The sequence below is a fragment of the Aeromonas sp. ASNIH4 genome (assembly GCF_002934425.1).
In the GTDB taxonomy this organism is placed as follows: Bacteria; Pseudomonadota; Gammaproteobacteria; order Enterobacterales; family Aeromonadaceae; genus Aeromonas; species Aeromonas hydrophila.
Map to the genome: position 1 here is coordinate 202,093 of NZ_CP026217.1, position 25,493 is coordinate 227,585.

The window sequence follows — 25,493 nt, forward strand, 5'->3', positions numbered from 1 at the left end:
TTAACAATTTATCGTTGATGGCTCATGCCATCTCATTTCGTGAGGGAGTCAGTCATGCAAAAGCGTCGTCAATCGGGTTTTACCCTGCTGGAAGTGATGGTGGTCATCGTGATCCTGGGGATCTTGGCCAGCCTGGTGGTGCCCAACCTGATGGGCAATAAGGAGAAGGCCGACCAGCAGAAAGCGGTCTCCGACATAGTGGCGCTGGAAAACGCCCTCGACATGTACAAGCTGGACAACAACCGCTACCCGACCACCGAGCAGGGGCTGGACGCGCTGGTCAACAAGCCGACCGCCGCACCTGAGCCGCGCAGCTACCGCGAAGGGGGCTACATCAAGCGCCTGCCGCAGGATCCCTGGGGCAACCCGTACCAGATGCTGAGCCCGGGCCAGTTCGGCAAGATCGATATCTTCTCCATGGGGCTGGATGGCGAAGCCGGTACCGATGACGACATCGGCAACTGGAACCTGAAGGATTTCCAATAAGTGATCCCGCCGCGTCGCGCTCACCGAGTCATCCCGAGGCTGCCTGAATGAAGGTGGCCTCTTCTGCCCGTCGTCAGGCCGGTTTTACTCTGCTGGAAGTGTTGCTGGTGGCCATGTTGATGGGTCGGCTCGAGGCCACTGCCATGCAGTTGAGGCTGGCGCCATGAAACATAGTCGCCAGGCCGGTTTTACTCTGCTGGAAGTATTGCTGGTCGCCATGTTGATGGGACTGGTTGCCACTGCCGTCACCCTCAGCATGGGTGGCGCCAGGGGCGATAGAGAGCTCGACAAGCAGGCGCGCCGCTTCATGGCCGTGCTGCAGCAGGCGCAGGAGTACTCGGTGATGGATGGCCGGCTGGTGGGCCTGCGTGTCGAGGACAACAGCTGGCAGTTCATGCAGCGCGCGGCCAAGGATCGCAAGTGGCAGGTGATGAGCGGCGACAAGCTGCTGGATCGGGTCGAGTTGCCCGACAACATGCGGCTGGCCATCGAGCTCGAGGGCTTCAGCTGGCGGACCGAATCCGACGAGAAGTACGAGAAGGGGCGCGACGAGAAGGAGCGCACGCCGCAGGTGTTCATCTTCCCCGGTGGCGAGCTGACCCCCTTCGTGCTGACCCTGACCCAGCAGGACGACGATCAGCGCTATGTGCGCACGGTCAAGGCGGACGAGTTTGGCCGCCTGCGCCTGCTGCAGGACGAGGAGGAAGAGGAATGAACGCCCGCGGCATGACCCTGCTGGAAGTCATGGTGGCGCTGGCGGTGTTCGCCATCGCCGGGCTGGCGGTGATGAAGACTGCCAGCGAGCACCTCTCCGGCCTCAACTATCTGGAACAGAAGACCCTGGCAACCTGGGTGGTGGAGAACCAGTTGGTGCAGCAGAAGCTCGAAGCCAAGTGGCCCGGTGACAGCTGGGTGGAGGGGGACGAGCAGATGGCGGGCCAGACCTGGTACTGGCGCTATCGCGGCGTCGCCACCGCCGACAGCAACTTCAAGGCGCTGGACATGGAAGTGCGCACCGCGCCCAAGGCTGACAGCCCGGTGGCCATGATCCGGACCTATATCAGCCGATGAACCTGCATCAAGGTGTCTCCATGAGCCGGAGCCGGCATCAGCCGATGAATCTGCAGCAACGTGTATACATGAGCCAGCGTCAGGCGGGGTTTACCCTGCTGGAGATGCTGGTGGCCATCGCCATCTTCGCCGGCCTGAGCCTGGGCGCCTATCAGGTGCTGCAAGGGGTGCTCACCAGCGACGAGGTGGCCAAGCGCAAGGAGACGCGTCTCTCCGAGCTGCAACTGGCCTTCTCCGTGCTGGAGCGGGACATCACCCAGATGGTGCCGCGCAGCGGCCGCATCGACGGCGAGAACAACAAGGTGCTGCTGGCGGCCTCCCGCTTCGGCCAGCAGAGCGACGACTGGGGCATGGCCTTCATGCGCGGCGGCTGGCTCAACCCGGACGGCATGCTGCCGCGCTCAGGCCTGCAGCGGGTCGGCTGGCGGCTCAAGGATCACAAGCTGGAGCGGCTGAGCTACCTCTACCCGGATCCGGTGATCGGCACCGAGCCGCGCATTCAGCCGATGCTGGAGCGGGTGACGGCGCTGCGGCTCTACTTCTACGACAAGGGCGCCTGGAAAGAGGAGTGGACCCAGCGCAACGTGCTGCCCTACGGGCTGGCGGTGGAGCTGGATCTGGAAGACTACGGTACCATCCGTCGCCAGTTCCTGATCGGTGCCGGAGGTCAGAGGGCTGAGAATGGTAACTGATCGTCGTTTTTCCCGCCCCGGCCGCCAGGGGGGCATGGCCCTGCTGGTGGTGCTGCTCATCCTGTCGGTGATGGTGATCATCGCCAGCAACATGAGCGGCCGCCTGCAGCTGGAGCTGCGTCGCACCGCCAACCTCACCGCCGGCAAGCAGGCCTGGTGGTATGCCATGTCGGCGGAGGCGCTGGTGAGCAAGGTGCTGGCCCAGGATTTCAAGGACGACCCCAACGTGGTCAGCCTGGGGCAGAACTGGGCACGCCAGGATGCGGTCTTCCCGGTGGATGACGGCAAGCTCACCGGCCGGGTGCGGGATCTGCAATCCTGCTTCAACCTCAACAGCCTGAGCGTGCCGTTGAAGGACGGGATCAGTGGCGACGATCTGGAGAAGCAGCCCTATCCGGTCAAGGTGTTCAAGGCGCTGCTCAAGCAGCTCGAGGTGGAAGATTACGAGGCGGTGCTGCTGACCGATGCCATCCGCGACTGGACCGACAAGGATACCGTGCTGGTGTCGAGCTATGGTGCCGAAGATGCCTATTACGAAGGGCTCACCCCCCCTTATCTGACCGCCAATCAGTGGATGCTCGGCACCGACGAGCTGCGGGCGGTGCGCGGGGTGAGCGCCAAACTGTACGCCCGGCTGGCGCCCTATGTGTGCGCCCTGCCCAACGACAAGTTGGTGGTGAACGTCAACACCATCCGGCCGGAGCAGTCGGCCCTGCTGGTGGCGCTTTATCTGGACAAGGTGGGGCTGGACGATGCCAAGCGGGTGTTGACCAGCCGCCCCCAGAAGGGGTGGAAGAACAAGAAGGAGATGACGGACCAGATGCCGGTGCAGGTGGGCAACATCCAGGGGCTGGATGCGGCGCTGGACGTCAGGAGCAGCTATTTCGAGGCCAGGCTGATTGCCGAGGTGGGTGACACCCGGGCCCGGCTGGAGAGCGTCTTCGTGCGCGGCAAGGACAACAAGCTGGTGATGCTGCGCCGTCTGAACGGCGGCGCCGAATAACAAGGGAGGCGGGCGACGGCCGTTGGCCGGCCCGCGCCATCCCCCGATTGGACTGCAGCCCATGGCTGCGCGCCCGCCCATCCCGAAGGATGCGAGCGGGCATGGCAGGAGAGACATTAGTGAGCGAGAGTCTGGTCATCCGTCTGGGGACCAATGCGCAGCAGCCGGTCGAGTGGCTGGTGTGGTCGGGCGGGGAAGAGGAGGTGATCGCCTCCGGTACCCTGGCCTCGGCCCATGCCCTTGGCGAGCTGCAGGAGCGGGCCGGTGGCCGCCCGGCGGTGGTGCTGGTGCCCGGCAGCGATCTTATCTTCCGGCGGGTGAGCCTGCCGGGCAAATACAGCCGCCAGAGTGCGGCCGCCTTGCCCTATCTGCTGGAGGAGCAAATCGCCTCCGACGTGGATGAGCTGCATCTGGTGGTGCTGGGTCATCAGGGGCATGAGGTGGACCTGATGGCGGTCGACAAGGAGAAGATGCAGACCTGGCTCGGCTGGCTGGAGCAGGCTGGTCTCAAGAGCCGGCAGCTGCTGCCGGACGTGCTGGCGCTGCCGCTGGCGAGCGAGGGCTGGTCGGCGCTGCAGCTGGGCAAGGAGTGGCTGGTCCGCCAGGGGCCCTGTCAGGGCATCGTCGCCGATGAGCCGCTGCTGGCCATGTTGCTGGCGGCGGAGCCGGCGCCGATGACCATTCACAGCCATACCCCGCCGCCGGCCATTGCCGCGGCCAGCTGGCAGGCGGCCGATCCCGAGCTGCCCATGCTGCTGCTGGCCCGGGGCGCGCTCGCCAGTCAGGCCAACCTGCTGCAGGGGCCCTACCGGCCGCAGACCGAATACTCCCGCTACTGGCAGCAGTGGCGCAAGGTGGCGGTGGTGGCCGGGGCGCTGCTGGTGGTGGCGTTCGCCCAGCGCGGCGTGCAGCTCTATCAGCTGGCGGAGCAGGACAAGGCGCTCAAGGCGGAGATCCGGCAGGTCTACACCCGGATCTTCCCGGGGGAGAGCCGCATCGTCAACGTGCGCAGCCAGATGACCCAGCACCTCCAGCAACTGGGGCAGACGCCGCAGGACGGGGTGTTGATGGTGCTGACCGAGCTGGCGCCCACCTTTGCCGAAGTGCCCGACCTCAAGCCCGAGGTGCTGCGTTTCGACGCGGCGCGCGGCGAGCTCAGGTTGCAGGTGACGGCTCCCGGCTTTGCCGAGATCGAGCGTTTTCGCGAGCTGGCCGGCAAGCGCTTCGACGTGCAGCAGGGGGAGGTGCGCAGCACCGAAGGCAAGGTTGAAGGGGCACTGGTGCTGAAGGGTAAATCATCATGATGGACAAACTACAAGGCTGGTGGCGCGGCATCAGCGCCCGCGAGCAGCGGCTGGTGGCGGTGGGCGGCAGCGTGCTGTTGATCGGCTTCTGCTACTGGGTCATCTGGCAGCCCATCGGCAATCGCATCGACGAGCGCGAGCGGCAGGTATTGAGCCAGCAGCAGACCCTCGCCTGGCTGAAAGAGAAGGGTGAAGAGGTGCTGGCGCTGCAGGGTGGCCAGGGCCGCCAGCTCGATACCAGCGGCACCCTGGAAGGGGTGGTCAACCGCACCGCCTTCAACCAGAAGATCAAGATTGCCCGGCTGCAGCCCCAGGGTCAGGAGTTGCAGGTGTGGATCGACACGGTGGCGTTCGATGATCTGCTGATCTGGCTGGCGACCCTGGCGGATCGCCATGGCGTGCAGGTGCAGGTGATCGAGGTGGCCCGCGAGAATCTGGCGCCCGGCCTGGTCAAGGTACGCCGCTTGCAGCTGAGCCGTCCCCAATGAAACAACGCGTCCCGAGCAGGGCTATATGCCTGAGCGGGCGTTTGCAGTCGAGTCGTTTTCTATGAAGCAAAGAGTGCTGATTGCCGTGCTGTTTCTGGCGGCCTATCTGGTTTTCCTGCTGGCCAAGCTGCCGGCGTCCCTGGTGGTGCGCTATCTGCCGTTGCCGCCCCTGGTACAGCTGGAAGGGGTGAGCGGCACCCTCTGGAGCGGCCAGGTTGCCCGCCTGCAATACGCCAGCGAGTCGCTGACCCAGCTGCGCTGGGAGCTCAACGGCTGGTCGCTGCTGCGCTTTGCCCCTGAGGTGTCCCTGCGCTTTGGCGAGCGCAGCGGCCTCAACGGGCAGGGGGTGGTGGGTTGGAGCGGCGCCGCCTTTGGCCGCGACATCACCCTCAACGTGCCGGCCCCCTGGCTGCTGGCGCGTGTGCCGATGCAACTGCCCGTGCCGGTGACGGTGGCTGGCCAGCTGCAGCTCAAGCTCGATCAGGTAGCCCAGGGCAACCCCTGGTGCGACAACCTCTACGGCAACCTCTACTGGTACGGGGCCGATGCCGATACCCCGGCCGGCAAGCTGGTGCTGGGGGATCCCGAGATCAAGCTGACCTGCATCGACTCCCGGCTGGTGGCCGAGCTCAAGCAGGGCTCGGAGGCGGTGCAGGTGCAGGGCAAGCTGGAGCTGCAGGCCAATCGCCAGTACCTGTTCCAGGGCACCCTCAAACCCGGGCCCGAGCTGCCGGAGCAGATGAAGCAGGGGCTGCCCTTCCTCGGCCAGCCCGATGGTCAGGGGCGCTTCCCGCTGCGCTACCAGGGCCGCATCTGACGACCTTGCTGTCTGAGCTGGCAAGCATCAACACCACCCCGCCCCGGCGGGGTGGTGTTGTTATGGGGGCGTGCCGGCCGGCGCCGTGATGAGGTGATTGAGGAAGAAGCTGAACAGCTCGGCCCGCGAGCGCAGGTGCAGCTTGGCGTAGAGGTGCTTGCGGTGATTCTTCACCGTGCCGCTGCCGATGCCGAGCTCCGCGGCAATCGCCTCGGTGTCGAGCCCCTGCAACAGCAATCCCGCCACCTGACGCTCGCGGCGAGTGAGGCTTGCGCCCCCCACGCTGGCGATGGCCTGCTCCACCGTCGCTTTGAGATCGGCGCCACCCGGTAGCATCGGGCTCTGGGCCAGCAGGGTGGCTCCCTCCCGCCAGTGCTGGCGGCACAGCGAATGGATCAGCGGAAACAGCGCCTCCAGCCGGGCCAGCTCGTCACGGCTGAGGCTGCTGCGCTTGTCGAGGCGGCCCAGAAACAGCATCAGGGTGAAGCCGCCGCGCACCGGCAGGATCAATCCAACCTCCTCCTGCCAGCCAGTGGCCTGATAGAAGTGGTGGCGATACTCGGGGTCGAGCCGCCCCCGCGACACCTGCGCCAGCGTCCAGACCCCGGCCTCCAGACCCTGTTCCAGCGCCTGCATAAAGGGATCCTGACTGAAGTGGCGGGTGAGGTAGCGATCGAACAGCAGCGCCCGCTGGTGGTGCAGGTTGTCATAGAGGTAAACGGGGCGCGACCCCACCCCGAGCAGCAGGGCGCAGTCGAACGCCACCTGCTGCTGGATGAGTCGCACCAGCGCCGCCGGAAAGGCGCTGCCGTGCAGGGCATCGACGACTTCGGTCATGCTGCGGGTCATGGCATCTGTGGCAAGAGTCTGGATCATGGGCGCTGGTTCATGGTGATGGCTTCCGGATGGCGGGCTGGCTCCCCGCAATGGTCACATGATGCCCGGATGCTAGCACGATAGTGGCAAAACTGTCCCCTGGGGGACATATTCGGCGCAGGCCGGAGCGGCGAGGATGTGGCCTTTTCCCCTTGCTGTTGGAGCATCCATGATCAACCCCCACCTGCTCGATGAGCTGACCAAACGCGGCCTGGTGGCCCAGAATTCCGACCCGGTGGCGCTCGCCTCTCACCTCGCTACCCCGCGCACCGTCTACTGCGGGTTCGATCCCACCGCCGGCAGCCTGCACATCGGCCATCTGGTGCCATTGTTGATGCTGCGCCGCTTCCAGCTGGCGGGCCACACCCCGGTGGCGCTGGTGGGCGGTGCCACCGGTCTTATCGGCGATCCCAGCTTCAAGGCGACCGAGCGCAACCTCAACAGCGCCGAGACGGTGCAGGGTTGGGTGGCCAGCCTGTCGGCCCAGATAAAAGCGCTGCTGTCGACGAGCGAAGGGCTGGCGGCGCCGCAACTGGTCAACAACGCCGACTGGATGGGGCAGATGTCCGCCCTCGATTTTCTGCGGGATATCGGCAAGCACTTCTCGGTCAATGCCATGCTGGCCCGCGAATCAGTGCGCCAGCGGCTGGCTCGCCCGGATCAGGGTATCTCCTTCACCGAGTTCTCCTACGCCCTGCTGCAATCCCAGGACTTCGCGGTGCTCAACCAGCGGCTCGGCTGCACCCTGCAGATTGGCGGCAACGACCAGTGGGGCAACATCACCAGCGGCATGGATCTCACCCGCCGCCTCAATCAGGCCCAGGTCTATGGCATGACGCTGCCGCTCATCACCAAGGCGGACGGCACCAAATTCGGCAAGACCGAGGGTGGTGCGGTTTGGCTCGATCCGGCGCTCACCTCCCCTTACGCCTTCTACCAGTTCTGGCTCGGCACGGCGGACGAGGATGTCTACCGCTTCCTGCGCTACTACAGCTTTATGCCGCTGGCCGAGATTGAGGCACTGGAGGCGGAGGATGCCACGCGGCAAGGACGCAAACTGGCCCAGCAGGTGCTGGCCGACGAGCTGACCGAACTGGTGCATGGCAAGGGAGCGCTGGTGGCGGCGCAGCGCATCAGCGAACTGCTGTTCAGTGGCGAGGTGGCCCGCCTTGGCGAGAGCGATCTGGCCCAGCTGGCGCAGGATGGCATGCCGGGTTGGCGTATCGAGGGGGAAACCGATCTGGTGGCCCTGCTGGTAGAGAGCGGTCTGGCGACTTCGAAGCGGATCGCCCGCGAGCTGCTGGCGGCAGGCGCCATCAGCCTCAACGGCGAGATCCGCCGGGATGAGCCACTGACGGCGGCTGACCGGCTGTTCGGCCGCTACCTGCTGCTGCGCCGGGGAAAGAAACAGTACCGGCTGGTGACGTGGCAGGGGTGAGCGACCCGGGATCGACAAGGGCTGCCTGGGCAGCCCTTTTGTTTATCCGTCAGTTCGGAGAGCCTTGTAGCCCTGTTGGCTTACACGGCCAGCGGCAGCAACTCGGCGTCATCGTGGAAGGGATGGGGGAGGCGGTGTCTGGTTGCCCAGATGCTCCCCTGCATTTCGGCTTACCCGGCCAGCGGCAATAGCTCGGCGTAATCGCGGATCGCCGGGAAGGCGGTGATGTGCTGCTCGGGCTGGCAACTGTCCGGGTTCTGGATGGCGAGCTGATAGCCGATGCCGTAGTCGGCGGCGGCACGCAGGATCCGCTCGCTGTCATCCACGAACAGGGTGCGGGCCGGGTCGAACGCCAGCCGCTCGGCCAGTGCCTGCCAGCAGTGCTGGCTCTCTTTCGACCAGCCCAGCTCGTGGGTGCTCACCATCAGATCGAGGTGGCCGGCCAGCCCCAGCTGCGCATCCTTCACCGACAGGCTGGCGGGGTGGGCATTGGTAAAGAGCACCAGCTGCTTGCCCGCCGCCCGCAGCGCGGCCAGGAAGGGGATGACGTGGGGTCGCCACTGGATCTTGGCCAGGATCTCCTGCTTGAGGGCGCGGATGTCGAGCCCCAGCGTCTCGCTCCAGTAATCCACGCAGTACCAGTTGAGGGTGCCGCTGACGGCCTGGTAGTGCGCCTCGATCTGCACTCTGGCCTCGGCCAGCGGCAGGCCGAGTCGCTCGGCATAGCGCTCGGGCACCAGCTGCTGCCAGAGGTGGTTGTCAAAATGCAGATCGATCAGGGTGCCATCCATATCGAGCAGGACAGTGTCTATCTGGTGCCAGGGCAGTGGGGTCGGCATGGGGCCTCGGTGGTCGGGTCGAAACGGGCGGGCATTATAACGGATTTTTCCCGCCGCTTTCCCACCCTTGCCCCGTGGTGTTCGGGAGGGGAGTCGTTTACTCTTGAAACACGATTTTTTAACGAGCAGCCAGCCCGATGAGTGACCTCCACCAACGCAAACCCGTCCACCTCAGCGTCGACACCATGGCGCACGACAAGAGCAAGCCGGAGATCCTCAAGGCCGAGATCGTGGCCGAGAGCCGGCTGTTCAAGGTGGAGTCGCTCCACCTCAAGTTTTCCAACGGCGAGGAGCGGGTCTACGAGCGGATGCGCGGCGGCAACCGGGGCGCTGTCATGGTGGTGCCGCTGTTCGATGCCCATACCCTGTTGCTGGTGCGCGAGTACGCAGCGGGCACCCACTCCTACGAGCTGGGCTTTCCCAAGGGGCTGATCGACCCGGGTGAAGATGCCTTCGAGGCGGGCAACCGGGAACTGATGGAGGAGGCGGGCTTCGGCGCCAACAGCCTGACCCTGCTCAAGCAGGTGTCGCTGGCGCCGGGCTACTTCTCCAGCCGGATGGACATCTTGCTGGCGCGGGATCTCTTCCCCGAGCAGCGGGTGGGGGACGAGCCCGAGCCCCTCGAGGTGATCCCCTGGCCGCTGAACCGGATCGACGAATTGCTGGCGCGACCCGACTTCACCGAGTCGCGCAGCATCAGTGCGCTGCTGCTGGCCCAACGCTGGCTGGCGGAGCAGGCAGAGTAGCCCGCAGACGGGCAGTTTGAATACAGAGGATAACAAGATGCAGGAGTTGTTGGCCTGGGTGCCGGGGGTCAAGGAGATCGCGCGCGAAGCGGGCAGGATCCTTCACGAAATCTATCACGGCGGTCAGTTCGAGCGTCAGCTGAAGGAGGATGCGACCCCGGTCACCAGTGCTGATCTTGCTGCCGATGCCTACCTCAAACAGGCGCTGTCGGCGCTCACTCCCCACGTTCCCGTGCTGACCGAAGAGGCGGCCGACATCCCCTTCAGCCAGCGCGCCAACTGGCGTCAGTACTGGCTGGTGGATCCCCTCGACGGCACCGGCGAGTTCATCGCCGGCAGCGGCGACTTCGCCACCCTGATCGCCCTGGTGCAGGACAATGTGCCGGTGCTTGGTGTCATCTATGCCCCCGAGTCGAACGTCCTCTACTGGGCGGTGCGCGGTCATGGCGCCTTCAAGGAGGCGAACGGCGAGGTGCATCCCATCAGCGCCATGCACCACGAGCACGATCAGCCCGATTCGCTGGTGGTGGCCATCAGCCGCCGCCAGAAGCTGGAGAACCTGACCCGCCGTCTCAACCCGGCCATCAACTACGAGCTGATCCCGCTCGGCTCCAGCTCGCTCAAGTCCTGTCTGGTGGCGGAAGGGGCGGCCGACTGCTACGTGCGGCTCGGCCCCACCGGCGAGTGGGACACCGCCGCCGCCCAGTGCATCGTCGAGGCGGCCGGTGGTCGCATCCTCAGCCTGGCGCTGCAGCCGCTGCGCTACAACGAGACGGAGTCGCTGGAGAACCCGGACTTCATCGTGATGGGGGATCCGGATCTCGCCTGGGGCAGCATTCTGGCTCACTGAGCGGGTGAACAGGTCATCATTGACGGCAATCAGGCGGCCCCATGGCCGCCTGATTGCTTGGTGTGATCCGCTGGTTTCATCGGGAATGAACAGAAATATCCGCTGGCAAAGCGCGGGAATGACAGTGAATCATCACAAGAGAAGGCGGCGGAATGGCACGATTTTTCAGGTAATTCTGCAAACGATCATTTGGCCAAAATAAAAAATTGACCACGAATGAAAATTTGGTTTTAAATTTCGTTAATTTGACTGAATTTAGTTTTACTCATTTATGTGATCTCGATTCCATTCCCAATCTCACTGGCTGAAGCCCGTAATGGTAGTGATATGTTTCAGGGGGGATTTTTGAGAATTAAATCCCGATAAACCACAATGAACTCAGATTAAAACACTAACAAAAAGTGAATTAGTAATGAGTTTATCTGTAGACGTCACAGGGGAGCTGTCCGGTTCCCGCTCCACCACCGTCAGCGCCACCCCCTGGCGCCGCCACGACACCCACTGGGTCATCAGCCTGTTTGGCACCGCCGTCGGTGCCGGCATCCTGTTCCTGCCCATCAACCTGGGTCTGGGCGGGATCTGGCCCCTCATCATCGTCTCCGTGCTGGCCGGCCCCATGACCTTCCTGGCCCACCGCGGGCTGGCGCGCTTCGTGCTTTCCTCTTCGCGCCCCCACGCCGACTTCACCGAGGTGGCCCAGGAGCACTTCGGCAAGATGGCCGGCCGCCTCATCTCGGCGCTCTACTTCCTCTCCATCTTCCCGATCCTGCTCATCTACGGGGTCGGGCTGACCAACACGGTGGAGAGCTTCATGATCAACCAGCTCGGCATGGATGCCCCGAACCGGGTGATGCTTTCCGGTCTGCTGGTGTTCGCCATGATCGCCGTGATGCTGGCCGGCGAGAAGGCGATGCTGCGCGCCTTTGCCGTCATGGTCTATCCGCTGGCGGCCATCCTGGCGGCGCTCTCCTGCTACCTGATCCCCCAGTGGCAGTGGCCGCAGCTGGGCAGCCTGGAGGGCGGCAGCTTCCTCAACACTGTCTGGCTGGCGCTGCCGGTCACCGTGTTCGCCTTCAGCCACGCCGCCGCCATCTCCGGCTTTGCCAACGTGCAGCGCCGGGAGTACGGCGAGCAGGCGGAAGCCAAGAGCAGCCTGATCCTGCGCAACACCACCGTCATGCTGGTGGGCTTCGTGCTGTTCTTCGTCTTCTCCTGCGTGCTGAGCCTCTCGCCGGCCCAGCTGGCCGAGGCCAAGGCCCAGAACGTCTCGGTGCTCTCCTATCTCGCCAACATCACCGACAACCCGGTGATCGTGACCCTGGGGCCGCTCATCGCCTTCATCGCCATCAGCTCCTCCTTCCTCGGCCACTTCCTCGGTGCCCGCGAGAGCCTGAAAAGCCTGATCGCCAAGCCCACCGGTCTGTCGCTGGCCAAGGCAGACCGGCTCGGCATCGTCCTGATGTTCTTCTCCATCTGGGGCGCCGCCATCATCAACCCGGGGATCCTGGGGCTGATGGAGACCCTCTCCGGCCCGGTGATCGCCATGATCCTGTTCATCATGCCGGTGGTGGCCATCTACAAGGTGGAGGCGCTGGCCCGCTTCCGCCACCGCTGGGCCAACGGCTTCATCCTGCTGACCGGCACGCTGGCGGTGTCGGCGCTGATCTTCAGCCTGCTGAAGTAACGGCGCGCAACCAGCCGCAAAAGAGAGAGGCGACCCCAGGGTCGCCTCTCTTGTATCGGTCAGGTGGTGGCCTCAGCCGAGCTTGGCACCGTTCTCCACCGCCTGCTCGGGGATGGCGATCACCACGGCGCCGTCCGGCCGGTAGAAGCCGGTCAGCAGAAACTCCGACTGGATCGGGCCTATCTGTTTGGGGGGGAAGTTCACCACGGCGACGATCTGGCGACCCACCAGCGTCTCCGGTTGGTAGAGGTCGGTGATCTGGGCGCTGCTCTTGCGCACCCCGAGCTCGGGGCCGAAATCCGCCCACACCTTGTAGGCCGGACGGCGCGCCTCGGGAAAGGGCTCGACCCGCACCAGGGTACCCACCCTGAGCTCCACCATCTCGAAATCCTGCCAGCTTATGGTCTGCATCTTGGCTCCTCGTTGCCCATACCTTGCATGAGCCTCAGCATGCCTCGAAACCACCTGCGCCGTCTTCGGCAAACGGCCGCCCGGTTACGGCAAGCGGCCGTTTTGTTGGCGCCAGAGGGAAGGGGTCAGTCCGGTTTCGGCCAGGAAGCGCTCGGCGAAGGCCCCCTGATTCTGGTAACCGCAGCGGCTGGCTATTTCGCCGACGGGCAGAGCGGTGTGGGCGAGCAGGGTACGCGCCAGCGCCATGCGTCGCGCCCGGATGTAGTGGGAGACGCTCATCCCCACCTGCTGCTGGAAGGCGTGCTTGAACTGGCTCTGGCCGAGACAGGCGATGGCGGCTAGCTGCTCGTTGCTGAGGGGCCCGGCGAGATGCGCCTCGATATGGCGCTGCACCTTGCCGATGCGCGGAGCGAGGCGGGCACGGCCGCGCGAGCCTGCCTGCTGCGCCTCTGCCAGCAGACCCAGCCACACCTGCTCCATGCCGGCCACGTGGCGTCCCTCGACCACCATGCGGTGCAGGAAGGCGAGGTAGTGGCGCTGGGCCTGGTCCAGCTCGATGAAGGGGCGCTCGCCCAGCTCGCCGGGCAGCCAGTGACTCTCCTGCACCAGAAACGAGAGCGCCGGATCGGCGGCATAGTCGTGCCGCTCACCGGGGGCGATGATGCAGGCAAAACCGGGCGCGAGCCGCCGCCCCTGGCCCTGCACCTCGATCTCGATGGGACCGTCGAGGGGGATCACCAGCTGGGCATGGTCGTGGCTGTGGCTGCAGATGTCACTCTGGTAGCGACGCAGGCTGAAAGGGGCGGATAGCGATGACGCGGCCTGGGGCCGCGTCATCGAAGGGGGTTTGCTGTTTGGCATCTGCTGCAGGATTACTCGGCGTCGAAATCTTCGATCTCTTTGCCCAGCGCTTCCATGATGGCACGCGCCTCGGCAGGGACGCTGTCCGGATGATCCTTGCGCAGATCGTCGTCGCAGGGCAGCGGCTGACCGGTGAAGGCGTGCAGGAAGGCTTCGCAGAGCAGCTCGCTGTTGGTCGCATGACGCAGGTTGTTCACCTGGCGACGGGTGCGTTCATCGGTCAACACCTTCAGCACCTTGAGCGGGATCGAGACGGTAATCTTCTTGACCTGTTCGCTCTTCTTACCGTGTTCCGCGTAGGGGCTGACGTAGTCGCCGTTCCACTCTGTACCCATGATCCACCTGTTCTCATTTAGCCGTGAGCGCGGATTTTAACCCTTAAGGAATTTAATGGCAATCCAACAGCAAAGCCATTTAGACGTCTGGAAGTGTTGACGGCCTTTTTAAGCTGGCGTAGTGTGGTTCACCATGAGCCCGCAATGGCGGGATGGCGCGTGGCAGAAACAGCATGCCAGCGTGTGAAGAGACATCAAGGAGAGTGACATGACCCACAAGGCCACCCAAGCAGTACGCACCGGGATTGAGACTGACCAGCAACACGGTGCCGTGGTGCCGCCCATCTACCTCTCCAGCAACTACACCTTTGCCGACTTTGGCGAGCCCCGTCAATACGATTATGCCCGCTCCGGCAACCCGACCCGCACCAATCTGGCGGACGCCCTGGCGGCACTGGAAGGGGGCGCCGGCGCCGTGGTGACCGGCACCGGCATGGGGGCCGTCCATCTGGTCACAACCGCCCTGCTCAAGGCGGGGGATCTGCTGATCGCCCCCCACGACTGCTACGGCGGAACCTGGCGCCTGTTCGAGTACCTGGCGGCCAAGGGCCACTACCGGGTGCAGTTCGTCGATCAGGGGGATGCGGCGGCACTGGCCGAAGCGCTGGCCCAGCAGCCCGCGCTGGTGTGGGTCGAGACCCCCTCCAACCCGCTGCTGCGGGTGGTGGACATCGCCGCCATCGCCGAGGCGTCCCACGCGGCGGGCGCCAAGGTGGCGGTGGACAACACCTTCCTCTCGCCGCTGCTGCAACAGCCGCTGGCGCTGGGGGCCGATCTGGTGGTGCACTCCACCACCAAGTACATCAACGGCCACTCCGACGTGGTGGGCGGGGTGGCGATCGCGAAGGAACCCGAGCTGGCCGACTCCCTGGTGTGGTGGGCCAACTGTCTGGGGCTCACTTCCGGGGCGTTTGACTCCTACCTCACCCTGCGCGGCCTGCGCACCCTGGCTCCCAGGTTGCGCGCCCATCAGGAGAACACCGACCGCATCCTCGCCTTTCTGCAGCAGCAACCGCTGGTCAAACGCATCTATCACCCCAGCCTGCCGAGCCATCCGGGCCACGATATTGCGCGCCGTCAACAGTCCGGCTTCGGCGCCATGCTAAGTTTTGAGCTCGATTGCAGCGAGGCGGGCATTCGCGCCTTCCTGGCGGCCCTTACCCTCTTCTCGGTGGCCGAATCCCTCGGCGGGGTAGAGAGTCTGGTGGCCCATCCGGCCAGCATGACCCACAGGGCCATGACCCCGGCCGCCCAGCAGGCGGCAGGCATCAGCAGCCAGCTGCTGCGCCTGTCGGTCGGTATCGAGCACGGTGAGGATCTGGTGGCCGATCTGGCCGCGGCGTTTGCACAGGCACAGCAGGTGGCGAAGTAATGGAACAGCAGCTGCACAGGCACAGCAGGTGGCGAAGTAATGGAACAGCAGCAACAAGGAGAGATCGCGGTGGCAACAGAAGCAGGCTTGAAGCGACGTCACGTCCACAAATTCGGTGGCAGCAGTCTGGCGGATCCGGTCTGTTATCGCCGGGTCGCCAGCATTCTCGAACAACAAGCCGAGCAGCAGGGGGGCGGGCGAGAGCTGGTGGTGGTCTCCGCCGCCGGCAAGACCACCAACCGGCTGATCCAGCTGGTGGAACTGGCCGAGGCCGGGGATGAAGCCGCCGGTGAGGCCATCTCGGCCCTGCAGGCCTATCAGCAGAGCCTGATCGACGGCCTGCTGGAAGGGGAGCTTCACCTCGAGCTGAGCCAGCAGCTGGCCGATGACATGCAACTGATCGCCAAGACCCTGGAGGGGCAGTTTGACCGCTTCGAGCGCAACGGCCTGCTCGCCTTTGGCGAGGTGTGGTCGGCGCGCCTGTTGGCGGCCCTGCTCACCAGTCGCGGCGACAAGGCCATCTGGCTCGATGCCCGCAGCTTCCTGCGCGCCGAGGATGGCGCTCTGGTCAAGGTGGATACCGCGCTGTCCAGCGAACTGCTCAAGGCGCGACTGGCGGAACACGCCGGGCGCATCGTGGTGACCGGCTTTATCGCCGCCGACATGGAGGGTCGCTCCCTGCTGCTCGGTCGCAACGGCTCCGACTACAGCGCCAGTCTGTTGGCCCTGCTGGCGGACGGCGAATCCACCACCATCTGGAGCGACGTGGCCGGGGTCTACAGCGCCGACCCGCGCCGGGTCAAGGAAGCTCGCCTGCTGGAGCGCCTGAGCCTCGCCGAAGCCAACGAGCTGGCCCGCCTCGGCTCCTCGGTGCTGCACTCGCGCACCCTGCAACCGGTGGCCGACAGCCGCCAGCGCCTCACCCTGCGCTGCAGCTACAACCCGGACGAGGGCTGCACCCACATTCTGCGCCGTGCCCCGCGCTCCGGCGGCGCCCGCATCGTCTCCTCGGTAGATCAAATTGCGCTCATCGAGTTGAAAGTACTGCCGCAGACCAACTACGAGCAAACTGTGGCCACCATCGAGGCTTATCTCGCTCGCCATCGCCTCAACCCGCTTACCCTGCAGCGCCAGCCGGATCGCAGGATCCTGCGCCTCGCCTACACCCTCGAGGTGGCGCAGGGGGCGTTCGAGCTGCTGCGCGACTTCCAGCTGCAGGGCAGCTTCACCGGTCTTATCCAGCGCGAAGGCTACAGCCTGGTGGCGCTGGTGGGGGCCGGCGTCACCGACAACGCCGAGCAGTGTCATCGCTTCTACCAGCTGCTGGCGGATCAGCCGCTGGAGTTCGTGCAGGTGGCCAAAGACGGCCTGAGCCTGGTGGCCGTGCTGCGCCAGGTGGTGCTGGAGCCACTGCTGATCGCCCTGCACAGCGCCCTGTTCAGCCGCCCGAACCGGGTCGGTCTGGTGGTGTTCGGCAAGGGCAACATCGGCGGTCACTGGCTGAATCTCTACGCTCGCGAGAAGGCGCGGCTCGAGCATGAACTGAACCTGGCGCTCACCCTCTACGGGGTGTTCAGCTCGGAAGGGGGACTGCTCGATGAAGAGGGACTGGATCCGCTCAAGGTACAGGACAACTTCAATCCCAAGCCGCTGATCTGGCCCGAACTGCTGGCCCAGCTGGAGCAGCACGGCTTCGATACCCTGATTGCGCTGGACATGACCGCCAGCGAGACAGTGAGCCGCTACTACCCGGACTTTGCCCAGCTCGGCATTCATATCATCGCCGCCAACAAGTTTGCCGGTGCCGCCGACAGCGAGTTCTACCAGCGCATCAAGCAGACCTGCCGCGACCATCAGGTGCAATGGCGCTACAACGCCACTGTCGGTGCCGGGCTGCCGATCCAGTCCAGCATCCAGATGCTGCGCCAGAGCGGTGACCGCATTCAGGGGGTCTCCGGCATCTTCTCCGGCACCCTCTCCTGGCTGTTCCAGCAGTATGACGGCAGCCGCCCCTTCTCCGAACTGGTGGACGAGGCGTGGCAGCACGGCCTGACCGAGCCGGATCCCCGCGAGGATCTCTCCGGCCAGGATGTGCGCCGCAAGCTGCTCATTCTGGCGCGGGAGGCGGGCTTCGAGCTCGACTCCGCCGATATCGAGCTGGAGAACCTGGTGCCTGTCTCCCTGCGCAAGGTGAGCACGGATCAGTTCATGGACAGGCTCAAGGAGTTGGATGACCCGATCCAGACCGCTTTCGAGGGGGCGCGCCGGGTTGGCAAGGTGCTGCGTTACGTCGCTCGCTTCGAGCACGACGGCAAGGCGCGAGTGGGGCTGGAAGCGCTGGAGCCCCACCACCCGTTTGCCAACCTGCTGCCGTGCGACAACATCTTCGCCATCGAGAGCGACAGCTATCGCACCAACCCGCTGGTGATTCAGGGGCCGGGCGCCGGCCGGGAAGTGACGGCCGCCGCCATCCAGTACGACCTCTGGCAGATCTGTGCCAGCCTGTAACAGCGGACAAGTCGTTCAGTCAAAGAGGCGCCAGTGGCGCCTCTTTTTATTGTTTAGCTGCAGGTTTTTAGGTCTACGGGCTGATTTCCCTATCCCGTAAGCTGCCCGTTTTTTAGCTTCTTCAACAGGTTGCAGGCAAGAGTCAGGTAATAACCGGACTTGTACATGTAGCATGAACGGGCATTGCTTCCGCACAGACTGGTCAAGAGCGGGCACGGTATTGGTTCCCCCTCTTATTCGCTGAGGCGAGTACGCTTGTCCAGGTCGCGAGACAGGATGTCGAGCGAGTGGCGCCGGGCCATGGATGGCCCGTCGGCGCGTGCCGTCGGACATGCGGGTGAGCCGAAGGTACCCGAGGTAGTCGGGCGAAGAAGCGGGGGAGAAGACCTTCGGTGACTTTGGGTCTTTCCAAAGTCACTCGCCCCAGCCCGAAGGGCGGGCGAAATCCCTTTGAGACCAGCAGGCTTGCATCCACCATCCTCTAAAGCTGTAAAGCGGGCGATTGCGCCTGATAGTTAATCGACCCTGCGATTCCATGGCAACGCCTAACGACCAAGGATTCTCCAGCAACGCGGCTCTAGTGGGCCCTGTAGATATGACAAAGGGCGCCGAGGCGCCCTTTGTCATTGAGGGGAGCTTGATAGCCCCGATTATCAACCCGTGTTACGCATACCGGCTGCGATACCGGCGATGGTGACCATCAGCGCCTGATCCAGCTCGGGATGCAGGGTCTCGGCATGGTTGCGCGAGCGGCCCAGCAGCTCGACCTGCAGCACGTTGAGCGGGTCTGTGTAGGGGTTGCGCAGCTTGATGGACTCCTTGATCCAGGGCTGGTCGTCGAGCAAGTCGCCCTGCGGACGCAGCTCCAGCACCACCTGGATGGAGTCGGCAAGCTCCTGACGCAGCTGTTTGCCGAGGCCCCACAGCTCTTTGGGCACCAGCCGGGTGTCGTAGTACTCGGCCAGCCAGACGTCAGCCTTGAGGAACACCATCTCCAGCATTTCGAGGCGGGTGCGGAAGAAGGGCCACTGGCGGCTCATTTCTTCCAGTACGCCCTTCTGGCCGTCCGCGATGGCTTGCTGCAGCCCCTTGTGGGCACCAAGCCAGGCCGGCAGCATCAGCCGGTTCTGGGTCCAGGCGAAGATCCAGGGGATGGCGCGCAGGCTCTCGACGCCGCCGTTGGGTTTGCGCTTGGAGGGGCGCGAACCGAGCGGCAGCTTGCCGAGCTCCATCTCCGGGGTGGCAGCACGGAAGTAGGGCACGAAGTCCGGATGACCGCGCACGATACTGCGGTAGTGATCGCAGGAGACAGAGGCCAGCTGCTCCATCACGGCGCGCCAGCACTCCTTGGGCTTGGGTGGCGGCAGCAGGTTCCCCTCCAGCACGGCGCTGGTGTAGAGGTTGAGGCTCTGGATGGCCACCTTGGGCAGGCCGAACTTGAAGCGGATCATCTCGCCCTGTTCGGTCACCCGCAGGCCACCACGCAGGGATCCCGGCGGTTGCGACAGGATGGCCTGATGGGCAGGCGCACCACCACGGCCGACGGTACCGCCACGGCCATGGAACAGGGTCAGGCGCAGGTTGTTGGCCTCGGCCAGCGCCACCAGGGATTCCATGGCGGCGTACTGGGCCCAGCCGGCGGCCATCATGCCGGCGTCCTTGGCGGAGTCGGAGTAGCCGATCATCACGTACTGACGGCCCTGGATGTAGCCGCGATACCAGTCCACCGACAGCAGGCGCTCCATCACGGCGGTGCCCGCCATCAGGTCTTCCTGGGTCTCGAACAGCGGGGCGACCGGCATGCGGAACTTGCAGCCGGCCTCTTTGAGCAACAGCTGCACCGCCAGCACGTCGGACGGTGCGCCAGCCATGGAGATGATGTAGATGCCGAACGCATCGGGATCGTGCTGGGCGATGACCTTGCAGGTATCCAGGGTCTCGCGGGTCTCGTCGCTCGGCTCCCAGTCGGTCGGGATGAGCGGGCGGCGGGAGTTGAGTTCGTTGAGCAGGAAGGCCTGCTTGTCGTCCTCGCTCCACTCGGCGTAGTCACCCATACCGAGGTAGCGGGTCAGCTCGGAGAAGACCTGGCCGTGGCGCTCGCCATCCTGGCGGATGTCCAGCTTGACCAGATGGATGCCGAAGCAGGCCAGCTTGCGCAGCACGTCCAGCAGCATGCCGTCGGCGATGTTGCCCATGCCGCAGGCGTGCAGGGAGTGGTAGCAGAGCTCCAGCGGCTCGCGCAGCTGGGCGGTGGTCTTGACCAGATCCCGGCTCTCGCTCGCCTGGCCCTGCACCTTGGCGGTGAGGAACTCCTGGGTTTCGCGCAGCTGTTCGCGCAGCTCGCGCACCAGCGCGCGGTAGGGCTCGGGGTGATCACCGACCCGCTCGCGCACGGCGTCGGTGCAGTCGGACATGGAGAGCTCGGAGGTGAGCTCCTTGATGTCCTTGTAGAACAGGCTCACCGCCATCCAGCGGCCCAGCTCCAGCACTTCGGCGGTTACCTTGGCGGTGACAAAGGGGTTGCCGTCGCGGTCACCGCCCATCCAGGAGGTGAACTTGACCGGCGCGGCATCCAGCGGCAGCCGCACACCCAGGTGGTGTTGCAGCCGCTCGTCCAGATTGCGCATGAATTCGGGGATGGCCGGCCACAGGCTGTTTTCCACCACGGCGAAGCCCCACTTGGCCTCGTCCACCGGGGTCGGGCGCTGTTCGCGGATCTCGTTGGTGTGCCAGGCCTGGTTGACCAGCTGTTCGATGCGATTGAGGATCTTGTCCCGCTCGCGGGGCAGCAGATCGGAGAGCTCCAGCGCCTCGAGGCAGTCGTTGAGCTGCACGTGCTTGTGGATCAGGGTGCGACGGGTCACCTCGGTGGGGTGAGCGGTCAGCACCAGATCGATGTCCAGCTCGCGCACGGCCTGGATGATGGCTTCCTGCGACAGGTTGGAGGCTTTCAGCTTGTCGAACATCTGCTCCAGCGGATCCGGGGTGCAGACCTGCTCTTCGCAGCGACGGGAGATGGTGTGGAACTGTTCGGCCACGTTGGCCAGGTTGAGAAACTGGCTGAAGGCGCGGGCCACCGGCAGCAGCTCGTCATCACTCAGGTTGCGCAGGGTATCGAGCAGACGTTCCCGGTCTGTCTCATTGCCTTTGCGGGAGGATTTGGCCAACTGGCGAATGGTTTCGATCTTGTCGAGGAAGGCCTGTCCCTGATGATCCTTGATGGACTTGCCCAGCAGTTGACCCAGCATGCCTACGTTGGCGCGTAGTGCGGCGTACTTTTCGTTCATTCCACATCCTTATCTTGTTGGTGCCTGACACCCATCCGGGGTGAGAGACGACCTCACTTATTGTTGTGCGATTACAACATATGCTCCGTCATCTTAGGGTGACAATCTACCCAGATTGTCTGCGCAAGGTCAAATAACAGGCCGATTCAGAACATGTATTTCCATCACCTGTCCCGAGGTGCGATGTCATGTAACTTACTTACATTCCCGTCAATTCAGAGACAGAAACGGCGGATCAGGTGCTGCAATACGCGGGTGGTCGGTTTGACGAACGACAGATCCAGATATTCGTCCGGCTGGTGGGCTTGGGCGATGTGGCCGGGGCCCAGCACTATGGTTTCACAACCGAGCTGCTGGATGAAGGGGGCCTCGGTGCAATAGTTCACGGACTCGGCGGTCCGCCCGCTTGCCCGCTCGGCCTCGCGCACCAGCTCGGAGTCGCCTTGGCAGGCATAGGCGGGGATCGGCTCGTGCAGGTGCTGCAGGTGCAGGCAGCCCGGCTGGTGAATCTCGATGGGGGAGAGCGCCTCTTTGAGCATGCCCATCAGCTCGTCGGGGCCCACCTGCGGGGTGGGGCGCATGTCGATGTGCAGTTCGCAGCAGCCGCAGATGCGGTTCGGGCTGTCGCCCCCCTGGATGTAGCCGAGGTTCAGGGTCGGCTGCGGCACGGCGAATCTGTGGTCGGCGTACTTCTCCTTCAGGCTGTGCTGCAGCTTGAGCACCTGGCCCATGGCCTGGTACATGATCTCCAGCGCGTTGACGCCGTTGGCGGGATCCGAGCTGTGACCGCTCTTGCCGGTAATGCGAATGGCTTCCGACATGTGCCCCTTGTGGGCCACCACCGGCACCAGTCCGGTCGGCTCGCCGATCACTGCGTAGTCGGGTTTCAGCTCAGCCGCGGCGGCGATGGCGCGGGCCCCCGCCATGGTGGTCTCTTCATCGGCGGTGGCCAGGATGCGCAGCGGTTTGCTGAGCGTCTTGAGGTCGATCTCCTTGAGCGCCTCGACGATAAAGGCGAAGAAGCCCTTCATGTCGATGGTACCGAGGCCATAGAGGCGGTTGCCCTCTTCGGTCACCTTGAAGGGATCCTTGCGCCAGGCGCCCTCGTCGAACGGTACAGTATCGGTGTGGCCCGCCAGCAGCAGCCCCCCTTCGCCCTGACCTATCGTCGCCACCAGATTGAACTTGCCCGGCAGATCGGGCAGGGCGGTCACCTCGCACTGAAAGCCGAGCTGACCGAACCAGTCGGCCAGCAGCCGGATCACCGCCTCATTGCTCTGATCCCAGCGGGGATCCGTGCTGCTGATGGACGGAATCGCAATAATATTCTTGTAGAGTGAAAAAAAATCCAGATTGGCCACCTGCTCCTCCTTGCTTCCCCGGAATGTTTCTGTTAGAAAATACAAATGCAAAGTGAGTGCATGAATATTCTGTAGGTTTGCCTGAATACGTGGCTCATCGACAAGGCTTCTAGTTGTAAGGGAAAGTTAATGTTCTGTCACCTGATCTATAACCGACGACACACACCCGCCTGAATTGCCCCTCCGCACTCGTGCATGGGGCATCGAACCCCCTTGTGCACCGCAGCACCATGCTGTGAATCTCGAACTCTGACTTGGAATACTCAACATGCTTAACACCGTTATCGTCGGTGCCAGTGGCTACGCGGGAGCCGAGCTGGCCGCCCTGGTCCAGAACCATCCACAACTCAAGCTGTTCGGCCTCTATGTTTCCGCCGGCAGCCAAGACGCCCACAAGCGTTTCTCTTCTCTGCATCCCCAGTGGGTCGGCGCGCTGGATCAGCCGCTGCTGCCGTTGGACGAAGATGGCATGACCCGGATCCTGACCCAGGCCGATCTGGTGCTGCTGGCCACCGCCCACGAGGTGAGCGCCACGCTTGCCCCCAAGTTCCTCGCCAAGGGGCTGCCGGTGTTCGATCTCTCCGGTGCCTTCCGGGTCAAGGATCAGAGCTTTTACGACAGCTTCTACGGCTTCACCCATGAGAGCGAGGAGTGGCTGGATCAGGCCGCCTACGGCCTGGCCGAGTGGAATGCCGAAGCGGTCAAGGCGGCCCAGCTGATTGCCGTGCCAGGTTGCTACCCGACCGCCTCCCTGTGCGCCCTCAAGCCGCTGCAGCAGGCAGGACTGATTGCCAAGGGGTGGCAGCCCATCATCAACGCCGTTTCCGGGGTCTCCGGTGCCGGTCGCAAGGCGGCCATCAACACCAGCTTCTGCGAGGTGAGCCTCAATCCCTACGGCACCTTCAATCACCGGCACCAGCCGGAGATCAGCCACCACCTCGGCAAAGAGGTGCTGTTCCAGCCCCACCTTGGCAACTATGTGCGCGGCATTCTGGCCACCATCTATGTGCAGCTGGCGGACGGCGTGACGCCGACCCAGGTGGATCAGGCCTACCTCAAGGCCTACGAGGGCAAGCCGTTGGTGCGCCTGACCGGCCAGATGCCCTCCATCCGTGGTGTCGCGGGCACACCGTACTGCGACCTCGCCTGGCAACAGCAGGGCAACATGCTGGTGGTGGTTTCTGCCATCGACAACCTGCTCAAGGGCGCCGCCTCCCAGGCCATGCAGTGCATAAATATCAAGTTTGGATTTGAACCGGCCACCGGCCTGATTTAAGGACTCAAGGAAGGATCGCAACGATGGACAAGCAGACTCTGGTAATCAAGTTGGGTGGCGCACTGATCGAAAACGACGAGGCGCTGACCGCCCTGTTCGCCACCCTCAAGACCTTTCTGGACGAGCAGCACAGACCCCTGGTGCTGGTGCACGGCGGCGGCTGCCTGGTGGATGACCTGCTCAAGGGACTGGGTCTCACCTCCACCAAGAAGAACGGTCTGCGGGTGACCCCGTTCGACCAGATCCCCTTCATCGCCGGCGCGCTGGCCGGTACCGCCAACAAGATGATGATGGCCAAGGCCATCGCCACCGACATCCCGGCGGTGGGACTCTGTCTGGCGGATGGCGGTCTCTGCCAGGTGACCCAGCTCGACCCGGCACTCGGCGCCGTGGGTGACTGCCAGCCGGGCAACCCGGCGCTGGTGGCGGGCATCCTGGGGCAGGGCTTCTTGCCGGTGGTGAGCTCCATCGGCATCACGGCCGGGGGGCAGCTGATGAACGTCAACGCGGATCAGGCGGCCACCGCCATTGCCGAGGCGCTGGGCGCCGACCTGGTGATGCTCTCCGACGTGAGCGGCATCCTGGATGGCAAGGGCAAGCTGGTGCCTCAGCTCGACAAGGTGACCGCGCTGGATCTGATGGAGAAGGGGGTGATCAGCGACGGCATGGCGGTCAAGGTGAAAGCCGCCCTGCACGCTGCCGAGACCCTGGGCAAACCGGTCTGTGTCGCCAGCTGGCGCTACCCGGATCAGCTGCTCAAGCTGCTGGCTGGCGGCGCCGTCGGCACCCAGGTCACCCTCTGATCTCCACCGGAACAAGGAATATCCGATGCAACATCTTCTGAAAGACAGCGATTTGAGCAAGGCCCAGATCGAGGCGCTGATCGCGCTGGGCAAAGCGGTCAAGGCCGATCCGAAAAAGTACGGCCAGGCGCTGGCGGGCAAGAGCGTGGTGACTCTGTTTGAGAAACCCTCCCTGCGCACCCGGGTCACCTTCGACATCGGCATCGCCAAGCTGGGCGGTCACAGCGTCTATCTGGATCAGCAGAACGGCGCGCTCGGCAAGCGCGAGTCGGTGAAGGATTTCGCCGCCAACCTGTCGCGCTGGTGTGATGCCATCGTCGCCCGGGTGTTCGATCACCAGACCCTGGTCGAGCTGGCGGAGCACGGCACAGTGCCGGTGGTGAACAGCCTGTGCAACCTCTACCACCCCTGTCAGGGGCTGGCCGACTTTATGACCATTGCCGAACACTACGACGACCTGTCGAAGGTGAAGCTGGCCTACCTCGGTGATGGCAACAACGTCAGCCACTCCCTGCTGCTGCTGGGGGCGACCCTGGGTACCGACGTGACCCTGGTCTGCCCGAAAGGCCACGGCCCGGATACCCAGATCTTCCTGCAGGCCCAGGCGCTGGCAGCCCAGTCCGGTGCGACCATCCACATCAGCGACGACGTGGCGGCCATCGAAGGGTTTGACGTGGCCTACACGGATACCTGGGTCTCCATGGGTGACAACACGCCAATGGAGCAGGTAAAAGATATCTTTATGCCTTATCAGATCAACCAGGCCCTGCTCGACCGCACCGGCATCCAGCACGTGCTGCACTGCCAGCCGGCGCACCGGGAGCTGGAGATCACCTCTCAGGTCATGGACGGGCCTGGCTCCCTCATCATGGACGAGGCAGAAAACCGGATGCATATCCAGAACGCCGTGCTGCTGACCCTGTTTGGGCACAAATAACGGCAACCGACCCCAAATAACACCCTTTTATCGAATCATCATGGAGAG

25 protein-coding genes are annotated in these 25,493 nt (G+C 64.2%); 18 read left to right on the plus strand and 7 right to left on the minus strand.

What is annotated here, in order from left to right; all coding sequences use genetic code 11:
* Nucleotides 1-54 precede the first annotated feature (54 nt).
* The 9 genes from exeG (at nt 55) to exeN (ending at nt 5,861) form a co-directional block, all read left to right on the plus strand.
* Nucleotides 55-486: a GspG family T2SS major pseudopilin variant ExeG gene (exeG, locus tag C2U40_RS00950; RefSeq protein ID WP_005308483.1), complete on the plus strand. Its 432-nt coding sequence runs from the start codon at nt 55-57 to the stop codon at nt 484-486.
* A 47-nt stretch (nt 487-533) separates the two neighbouring features.
* Nucleotides 534-653 carry a type II secretion system protein gene (locus C2U40_RS00955; RefSeq protein WP_017785800.1) on the plus strand — a complete coding sequence of 40 codons (120 nt, stop codon included), beginning with the start codon at nt 534-536 and terminating at the stop codon, nt 651-653.
* Nucleotides 650-1,201 carry a GspH family T2SS minor pseudopilin variant ExeH gene (gene exeH, locus C2U40_RS00960; protein WP_103827353.1) on the plus strand — a complete coding sequence of 184 codons (552 nt, stop codon included), beginning with the start codon at nt 650-652 and terminating at the stop codon, nt 1,199-1,201. The genes C2U40_RS00955 and exeH overlap by 4 nt, the downstream gene beginning before the upstream one ends.
* Entirely contained in the window at nt 1,198-1,557 is a 360-nt protein-coding gene (exeI, locus tag C2U40_RS00965; protein WP_005308487.1) for a GspI family T2SS minor pseudopilin variant ExeI, read from the plus strand. The genes exeH and exeI overlap by 4 nt, the downstream gene beginning before the upstream one ends.
* Nucleotides 1,558-1,601: 44 nt before the next feature.
* Nucleotides 1,602-2,249, plus strand: a complete 648-nt coding sequence (exeJ, locus tag C2U40_RS00970) for a GspJ family T2SS minor pseudopilin variant ExeJ (protein ID WP_103827378.1) — start codon at nt 1,602-1,604, stop codon at nt 2,247-2,249.
* Complete coding sequence (gene exeK, locus C2U40_RS00975; RefSeq protein ID WP_103827354.1) at nt 2,239-3,252, plus strand: GspK family T2SS minor pseudopilin variant ExeK; 1,014 nt, start codon at nt 2,239-2,241, stop codon at nt 3,250-3,252. The genes exeJ and exeK overlap by 11 nt, the downstream gene beginning before the upstream one ends.
* 119 nt (nt 3,253-3,371) lie before the next feature.
* The gene (exeL, locus tag C2U40_RS00980) at nt 3,372-4,556 is read left to right on the plus strand and encodes a GspL family type II secretion system protein ExeL (protein WP_103827355.1); all 1,185 of its coding nucleotides are present in this window, start codon (nt 3,372-3,374) and stop codon (nt 4,554-4,556) included.
* Nucleotides 4,553-5,044 carry a GspM family type II secretion system protein ExeM gene (exeM, locus tag C2U40_RS00985; protein ID WP_016349344.1) on the plus strand — a complete coding sequence of 164 codons (492 nt, stop codon included), beginning with the start codon at nt 4,553-4,555 and terminating at the stop codon, nt 5,042-5,044. The genes exeL and exeM overlap by 4 nt, the downstream gene beginning before the upstream one ends.
* A 61-nt stretch (nt 5,045-5,105) precedes the next feature.
* Nucleotides 5,106-5,861 (plus strand): GspN family type II secretion system protein ExeN, encoded by a 756-nt coding sequence (gene exeN / locus C2U40_RS00990; protein WP_017408951.1) that lies wholly within the window; start codon nt 5,106-5,108, stop codon nt 5,859-5,861.
* Nucleotides 5,862-5,921: 60 nt separating this feature from the next.
* Here exeN and C2U40_RS00995 read toward each other — a convergent pair whose 3' ends face one another.
* Nucleotides 5,922-6,737, minus strand: a complete 816-nt coding sequence (locus C2U40_RS00995; RefSeq protein WP_103827356.1) for a helix-turn-helix transcriptional regulator — start codon at nt 6,735-6,737, stop codon at nt 5,922-5,924.
* Nucleotides 6,738-6,906: 169 nt separating this feature from the next.
* Between C2U40_RS00995 and tyrS the strand changes: the two genes are divergently transcribed.
* Complete coding sequence (gene tyrS, locus C2U40_RS01000; protein ID WP_103827357.1) at nt 6,907-8,175, plus strand: tyrosine--tRNA ligase; 1,269 nt, start codon at nt 6,907-6,909, stop codon at nt 8,173-8,175.
* Between the two features lie 170 nt (nt 8,176-8,345).
* Here tyrS and yrfG read toward each other — a convergent pair whose 3' ends face one another.
* Nucleotides 8,346-9,014 (minus strand): GMP/IMP nucleotidase, encoded by a 669-nt coding sequence (gene yrfG / locus C2U40_RS01005; RefSeq protein WP_103827358.1) that lies wholly within the window; start codon nt 9,012-9,014, stop codon nt 8,346-8,348.
* A gap of 137 nt (nt 9,015-9,151) precedes the next feature.
* Between yrfG and nudE the strand changes: the two genes are divergently transcribed.
* From nudE to C2U40_RS01020, 3 genes are all read left to right on the plus strand, one after another.
* Complete coding sequence (nudE, locus tag C2U40_RS01010; protein ID WP_016349349.1) at nt 9,152-9,760, plus strand: ADP compounds hydrolase NudE; 609 nt, start codon at nt 9,152-9,154, stop codon at nt 9,758-9,760.
* Nucleotides 9,761-9,797: 37 nt separating this feature from the next.
* The gene (cysQ, locus tag C2U40_RS01015; RefSeq protein WP_011704554.1) at nt 9,798-10,610 is read left to right on the plus strand and encodes a 3'(2'),5'-bisphosphate nucleotidase CysQ; all 813 of its coding nucleotides are present in this window, start codon (nt 9,798-9,800) and stop codon (nt 10,608-10,610) included.
* Between the two features lie 412 nt (nt 10,611-11,022).
* Nucleotides 11,023-12,294, plus strand: a complete 1,272-nt coding sequence (locus C2U40_RS01020; RefSeq protein WP_103827359.1) for an aromatic amino acid transport family protein — start codon at nt 11,023-11,025, stop codon at nt 12,292-12,294.
* A gap of 72 nt (nt 12,295-12,366) precedes the next feature.
* Here C2U40_RS01020 and C2U40_RS01025 read toward each other — a convergent pair whose 3' ends face one another.
* The 3 genes from C2U40_RS01025 to metJ all read right to left on the minus strand — a co-directional run bounded on the left by C2U40_RS01025 (nt 12,367) and on the right by metJ (nt 13,901).
* The gene (locus C2U40_RS01025) at nt 12,367-12,705 is read right to left on the minus strand and encodes a tRNA-binding protein (RefSeq protein WP_103827360.1); all 339 of its coding nucleotides are present in this window, start codon (nt 12,703-12,705) and stop codon (nt 12,367-12,369) included.
* An 84-nt stretch (nt 12,706-12,789) separates the two neighbouring features.
* Nucleotides 12,790-13,542 carry an AraC family transcriptional regulator gene (locus C2U40_RS01030; protein ID WP_103827361.1) on the minus strand — a complete coding sequence of 251 codons (753 nt, stop codon included), beginning with the start codon at nt 13,540-13,542 and terminating at the stop codon, nt 12,790-12,792.
* Between the two features lie 35 nt (nt 13,543-13,577).
* Nucleotides 13,578-13,901 (minus strand): met regulon transcriptional regulator MetJ, encoded by a 324-nt coding sequence (gene metJ, locus C2U40_RS01035; RefSeq protein WP_005327165.1) that lies wholly within the window; start codon nt 13,899-13,901, stop codon nt 13,578-13,580.
* 208 nt (nt 13,902-14,109) lie between these two features.
* Here metJ and metB point away from each other — a divergent pair, with 208 nt between their 5' ends.
* Complete coding sequence (metB, locus tag C2U40_RS01040; protein WP_029301903.1) at nt 14,110-15,273, plus strand: cystathionine gamma-synthase; 1,164 nt, start codon at nt 14,110-14,112, stop codon at nt 15,271-15,273.
* A 39-nt stretch (nt 15,274-15,312) separates the two neighbouring features.
* A complete protein-coding gene (locus C2U40_RS01045) occupies nt 15,313-17,781 on the plus strand; it encodes a bifunctional aspartate kinase/homoserine dehydrogenase II (protein WP_103827362.1) in 2,469 nt (822 codons plus the stop codon).
* 653 nt (nt 17,782-18,434) lie between these two features.
* On the opposite strand, the gene ppc is transcribed toward C2U40_RS01045, so the two are convergent.
* Both ppc and argE read right to left on the minus strand, forming a co-directional pair.
* On the minus strand, nt 18,435-21,068 hold the full coding sequence (ppc, locus tag C2U40_RS01050; RefSeq protein ID WP_005308531.1) for a phosphoenolpyruvate carboxylase: 2,634 nt from the start codon (nt 21,066-21,068) through the stop codon (nt 18,435-18,437).
* Nucleotides 21,069-21,283: 215 nt separating this feature from the next.
* Nucleotides 21,284-22,429, minus strand: coding sequence for an acetylornithine deacetylase (gene argE, locus C2U40_RS01055; protein WP_103827363.1), 1,146 nt, complete (start codon nt 22,427-22,429; stop codon nt 21,284-21,286).
* A gap of 268 nt (nt 22,430-22,697) precedes the next feature.
* Here argE and argC point away from each other — a divergent pair, with 268 nt between their 5' ends.
* Genes argC through C2U40_RS01070 form a run of 3 tightly spaced genes read left to right on the plus strand, consistent with a single transcriptional unit; the run spans nt 22,698 to nt 25,445 of the window.
* Complete coding sequence (argC, locus tag C2U40_RS01060; RefSeq protein WP_103827364.1) at nt 22,698-23,705, plus strand: N-acetyl-gamma-glutamyl-phosphate reductase; 1,008 nt, start codon at nt 22,698-22,700, stop codon at nt 23,703-23,705.
* 23 nt (nt 23,706-23,728) lie between these two features.
* Nucleotides 23,729-24,508: an acetylglutamate kinase gene (gene argB / locus C2U40_RS01065; RefSeq protein ID WP_103827365.1), complete on the plus strand. Its 780-nt coding sequence runs from the start codon at nt 23,729-23,731 to the stop codon at nt 24,506-24,508.
* A 25-nt stretch (nt 24,509-24,533) separates the two neighbouring features.
* Nucleotides 24,534-25,445: an ornithine carbamoyltransferase gene (locus tag C2U40_RS01070; protein ID WP_181014752.1), complete on the plus strand. Its 912-nt coding sequence runs from the start codon at nt 24,534-24,536 to the stop codon at nt 25,443-25,445.
* Nucleotides 25,446-25,493: the final 48 nt, after the last annotated feature.

Coding starts and splice junctions, on each gene's coding strand:
- exeG (WP_005308483.1), top strand. CDS start 55: ATGCAAAAGCGTCGTCAATCGGGTTTTACCCTGCTGGAAGTGATGGTG.
- C2U40_RS00955 (WP_017785800.1), top strand. CDS start 534: ATGAAGGTGGCCTCTTCTGCCCGTCGTCAGGCCGGTTTTACTCTGCTG.
- exeH (WP_103827353.1), top strand. CDS start 650: ATGAAACATAGTCGCCAGGCCGGTTTTACTCTGCTGGAAGTATTGCTG.
- exeI (WP_005308487.1), top strand. CDS start 1,198: ATGAACGCCCGCGGCATGACCCTGCTGGAAGTCATGGTGGCGCTGGCG.
- exeJ (WP_103827378.1), top strand. CDS start 1,602: ATGAATCTGCAGCAACGTGTATACATGAGCCAGCGTCAGGCGGGGTTT.
- exeK (WP_103827354.1), top strand. CDS start 2,239: ATGGTAACTGATCGTCGTTTTTCCCGCCCCGGCCGCCAGGGGGGCATG.
- exeM (WP_016349344.1), top strand. CDS start 4,553: ATGATGGACAAACTACAAGGCTGGTGGCGCGGCATCAGCGCCCGCGAG.
- exeN (WP_017408951.1), top strand. CDS start 5,106: ATGAAGCAAAGAGTGCTGATTGCCGTGCTGTTTCTGGCGGCCTATCTG.
- C2U40_RS00995 (WP_103827356.1), bottom strand. CDS start 6,737: ATGATCCAGACTCTTGCCACAGATGCCATGACCCGCAGCATGACCGAA.
- tyrS (WP_103827357.1), top strand. CDS start 6,907: ATGATCAACCCCCACCTGCTCGATGAGCTGACCAAACGCGGCCTGGTG.
- yrfG (WP_103827358.1), bottom strand. CDS start 9,014: ATGCCGACCCCACTGCCCTGGCACCAGATAGACACTGTCCTGCTCGAT.
- nudE (WP_016349349.1), top strand. CDS start 9,152: ATGAGTGACCTCCACCAACGCAAACCCGTCCACCTCAGCGTCGACACC.
- cysQ (WP_011704554.1), top strand. CDS start 9,798: ATGCAGGAGTTGTTGGCCTGGGTGCCGGGGGTCAAGGAGATCGCGCGC.
- C2U40_RS01020 (WP_103827359.1), top strand. CDS start 11,023: ATGAGTTTATCTGTAGACGTCACAGGGGAGCTGTCCGGTTCCCGCTCC.
- C2U40_RS01025 (WP_103827360.1), bottom strand. CDS start 12,705: ATGCAGACCATAAGCTGGCAGGATTTCGAGATGGTGGAGCTCAGGGTG.
- C2U40_RS01030 (WP_103827361.1), bottom strand. CDS start 13,542: ATGACGCGGCCCCAGGCCGCGTCATCGCTATCCGCCCCTTTCAGCCTG.
- metJ (WP_005327165.1), bottom strand. CDS start 13,901: ATGGGTACAGAGTGGAACGGCGACTACGTCAGCCCCTACGCGGAACAC.
- metB (WP_029301903.1), top strand. CDS start 14,110: ATGACCCACAAGGCCACCCAAGCAGTACGCACCGGGATTGAGACTGAC.
- C2U40_RS01045 (WP_103827362.1), top strand. CDS start 15,313: ATGGAACAGCAGCAACAAGGAGAGATCGCGGTGGCAACAGAAGCAGGC.
- ppc (WP_005308531.1), bottom strand. CDS start 21,068: ATGAACGAAAAGTACGCCGCACTACGCGCCAACGTAGGCATGCTGGGT.
- argC (WP_103827364.1), top strand. CDS start 22,698: ATGCTTAACACCGTTATCGTCGGTGCCAGTGGCTACGCGGGAGCCGAG.
- argB (WP_103827365.1), top strand. CDS start 23,729: ATGGACAAGCAGACTCTGGTAATCAAGTTGGGTGGCGCACTGATCGAA.
- C2U40_RS01070 (WP_181014752.1), top strand. CDS start 24,534: ATGCAACATCTTCTGAAAGACAGCGATTTGAGCAAGGCCCAGATCGAG.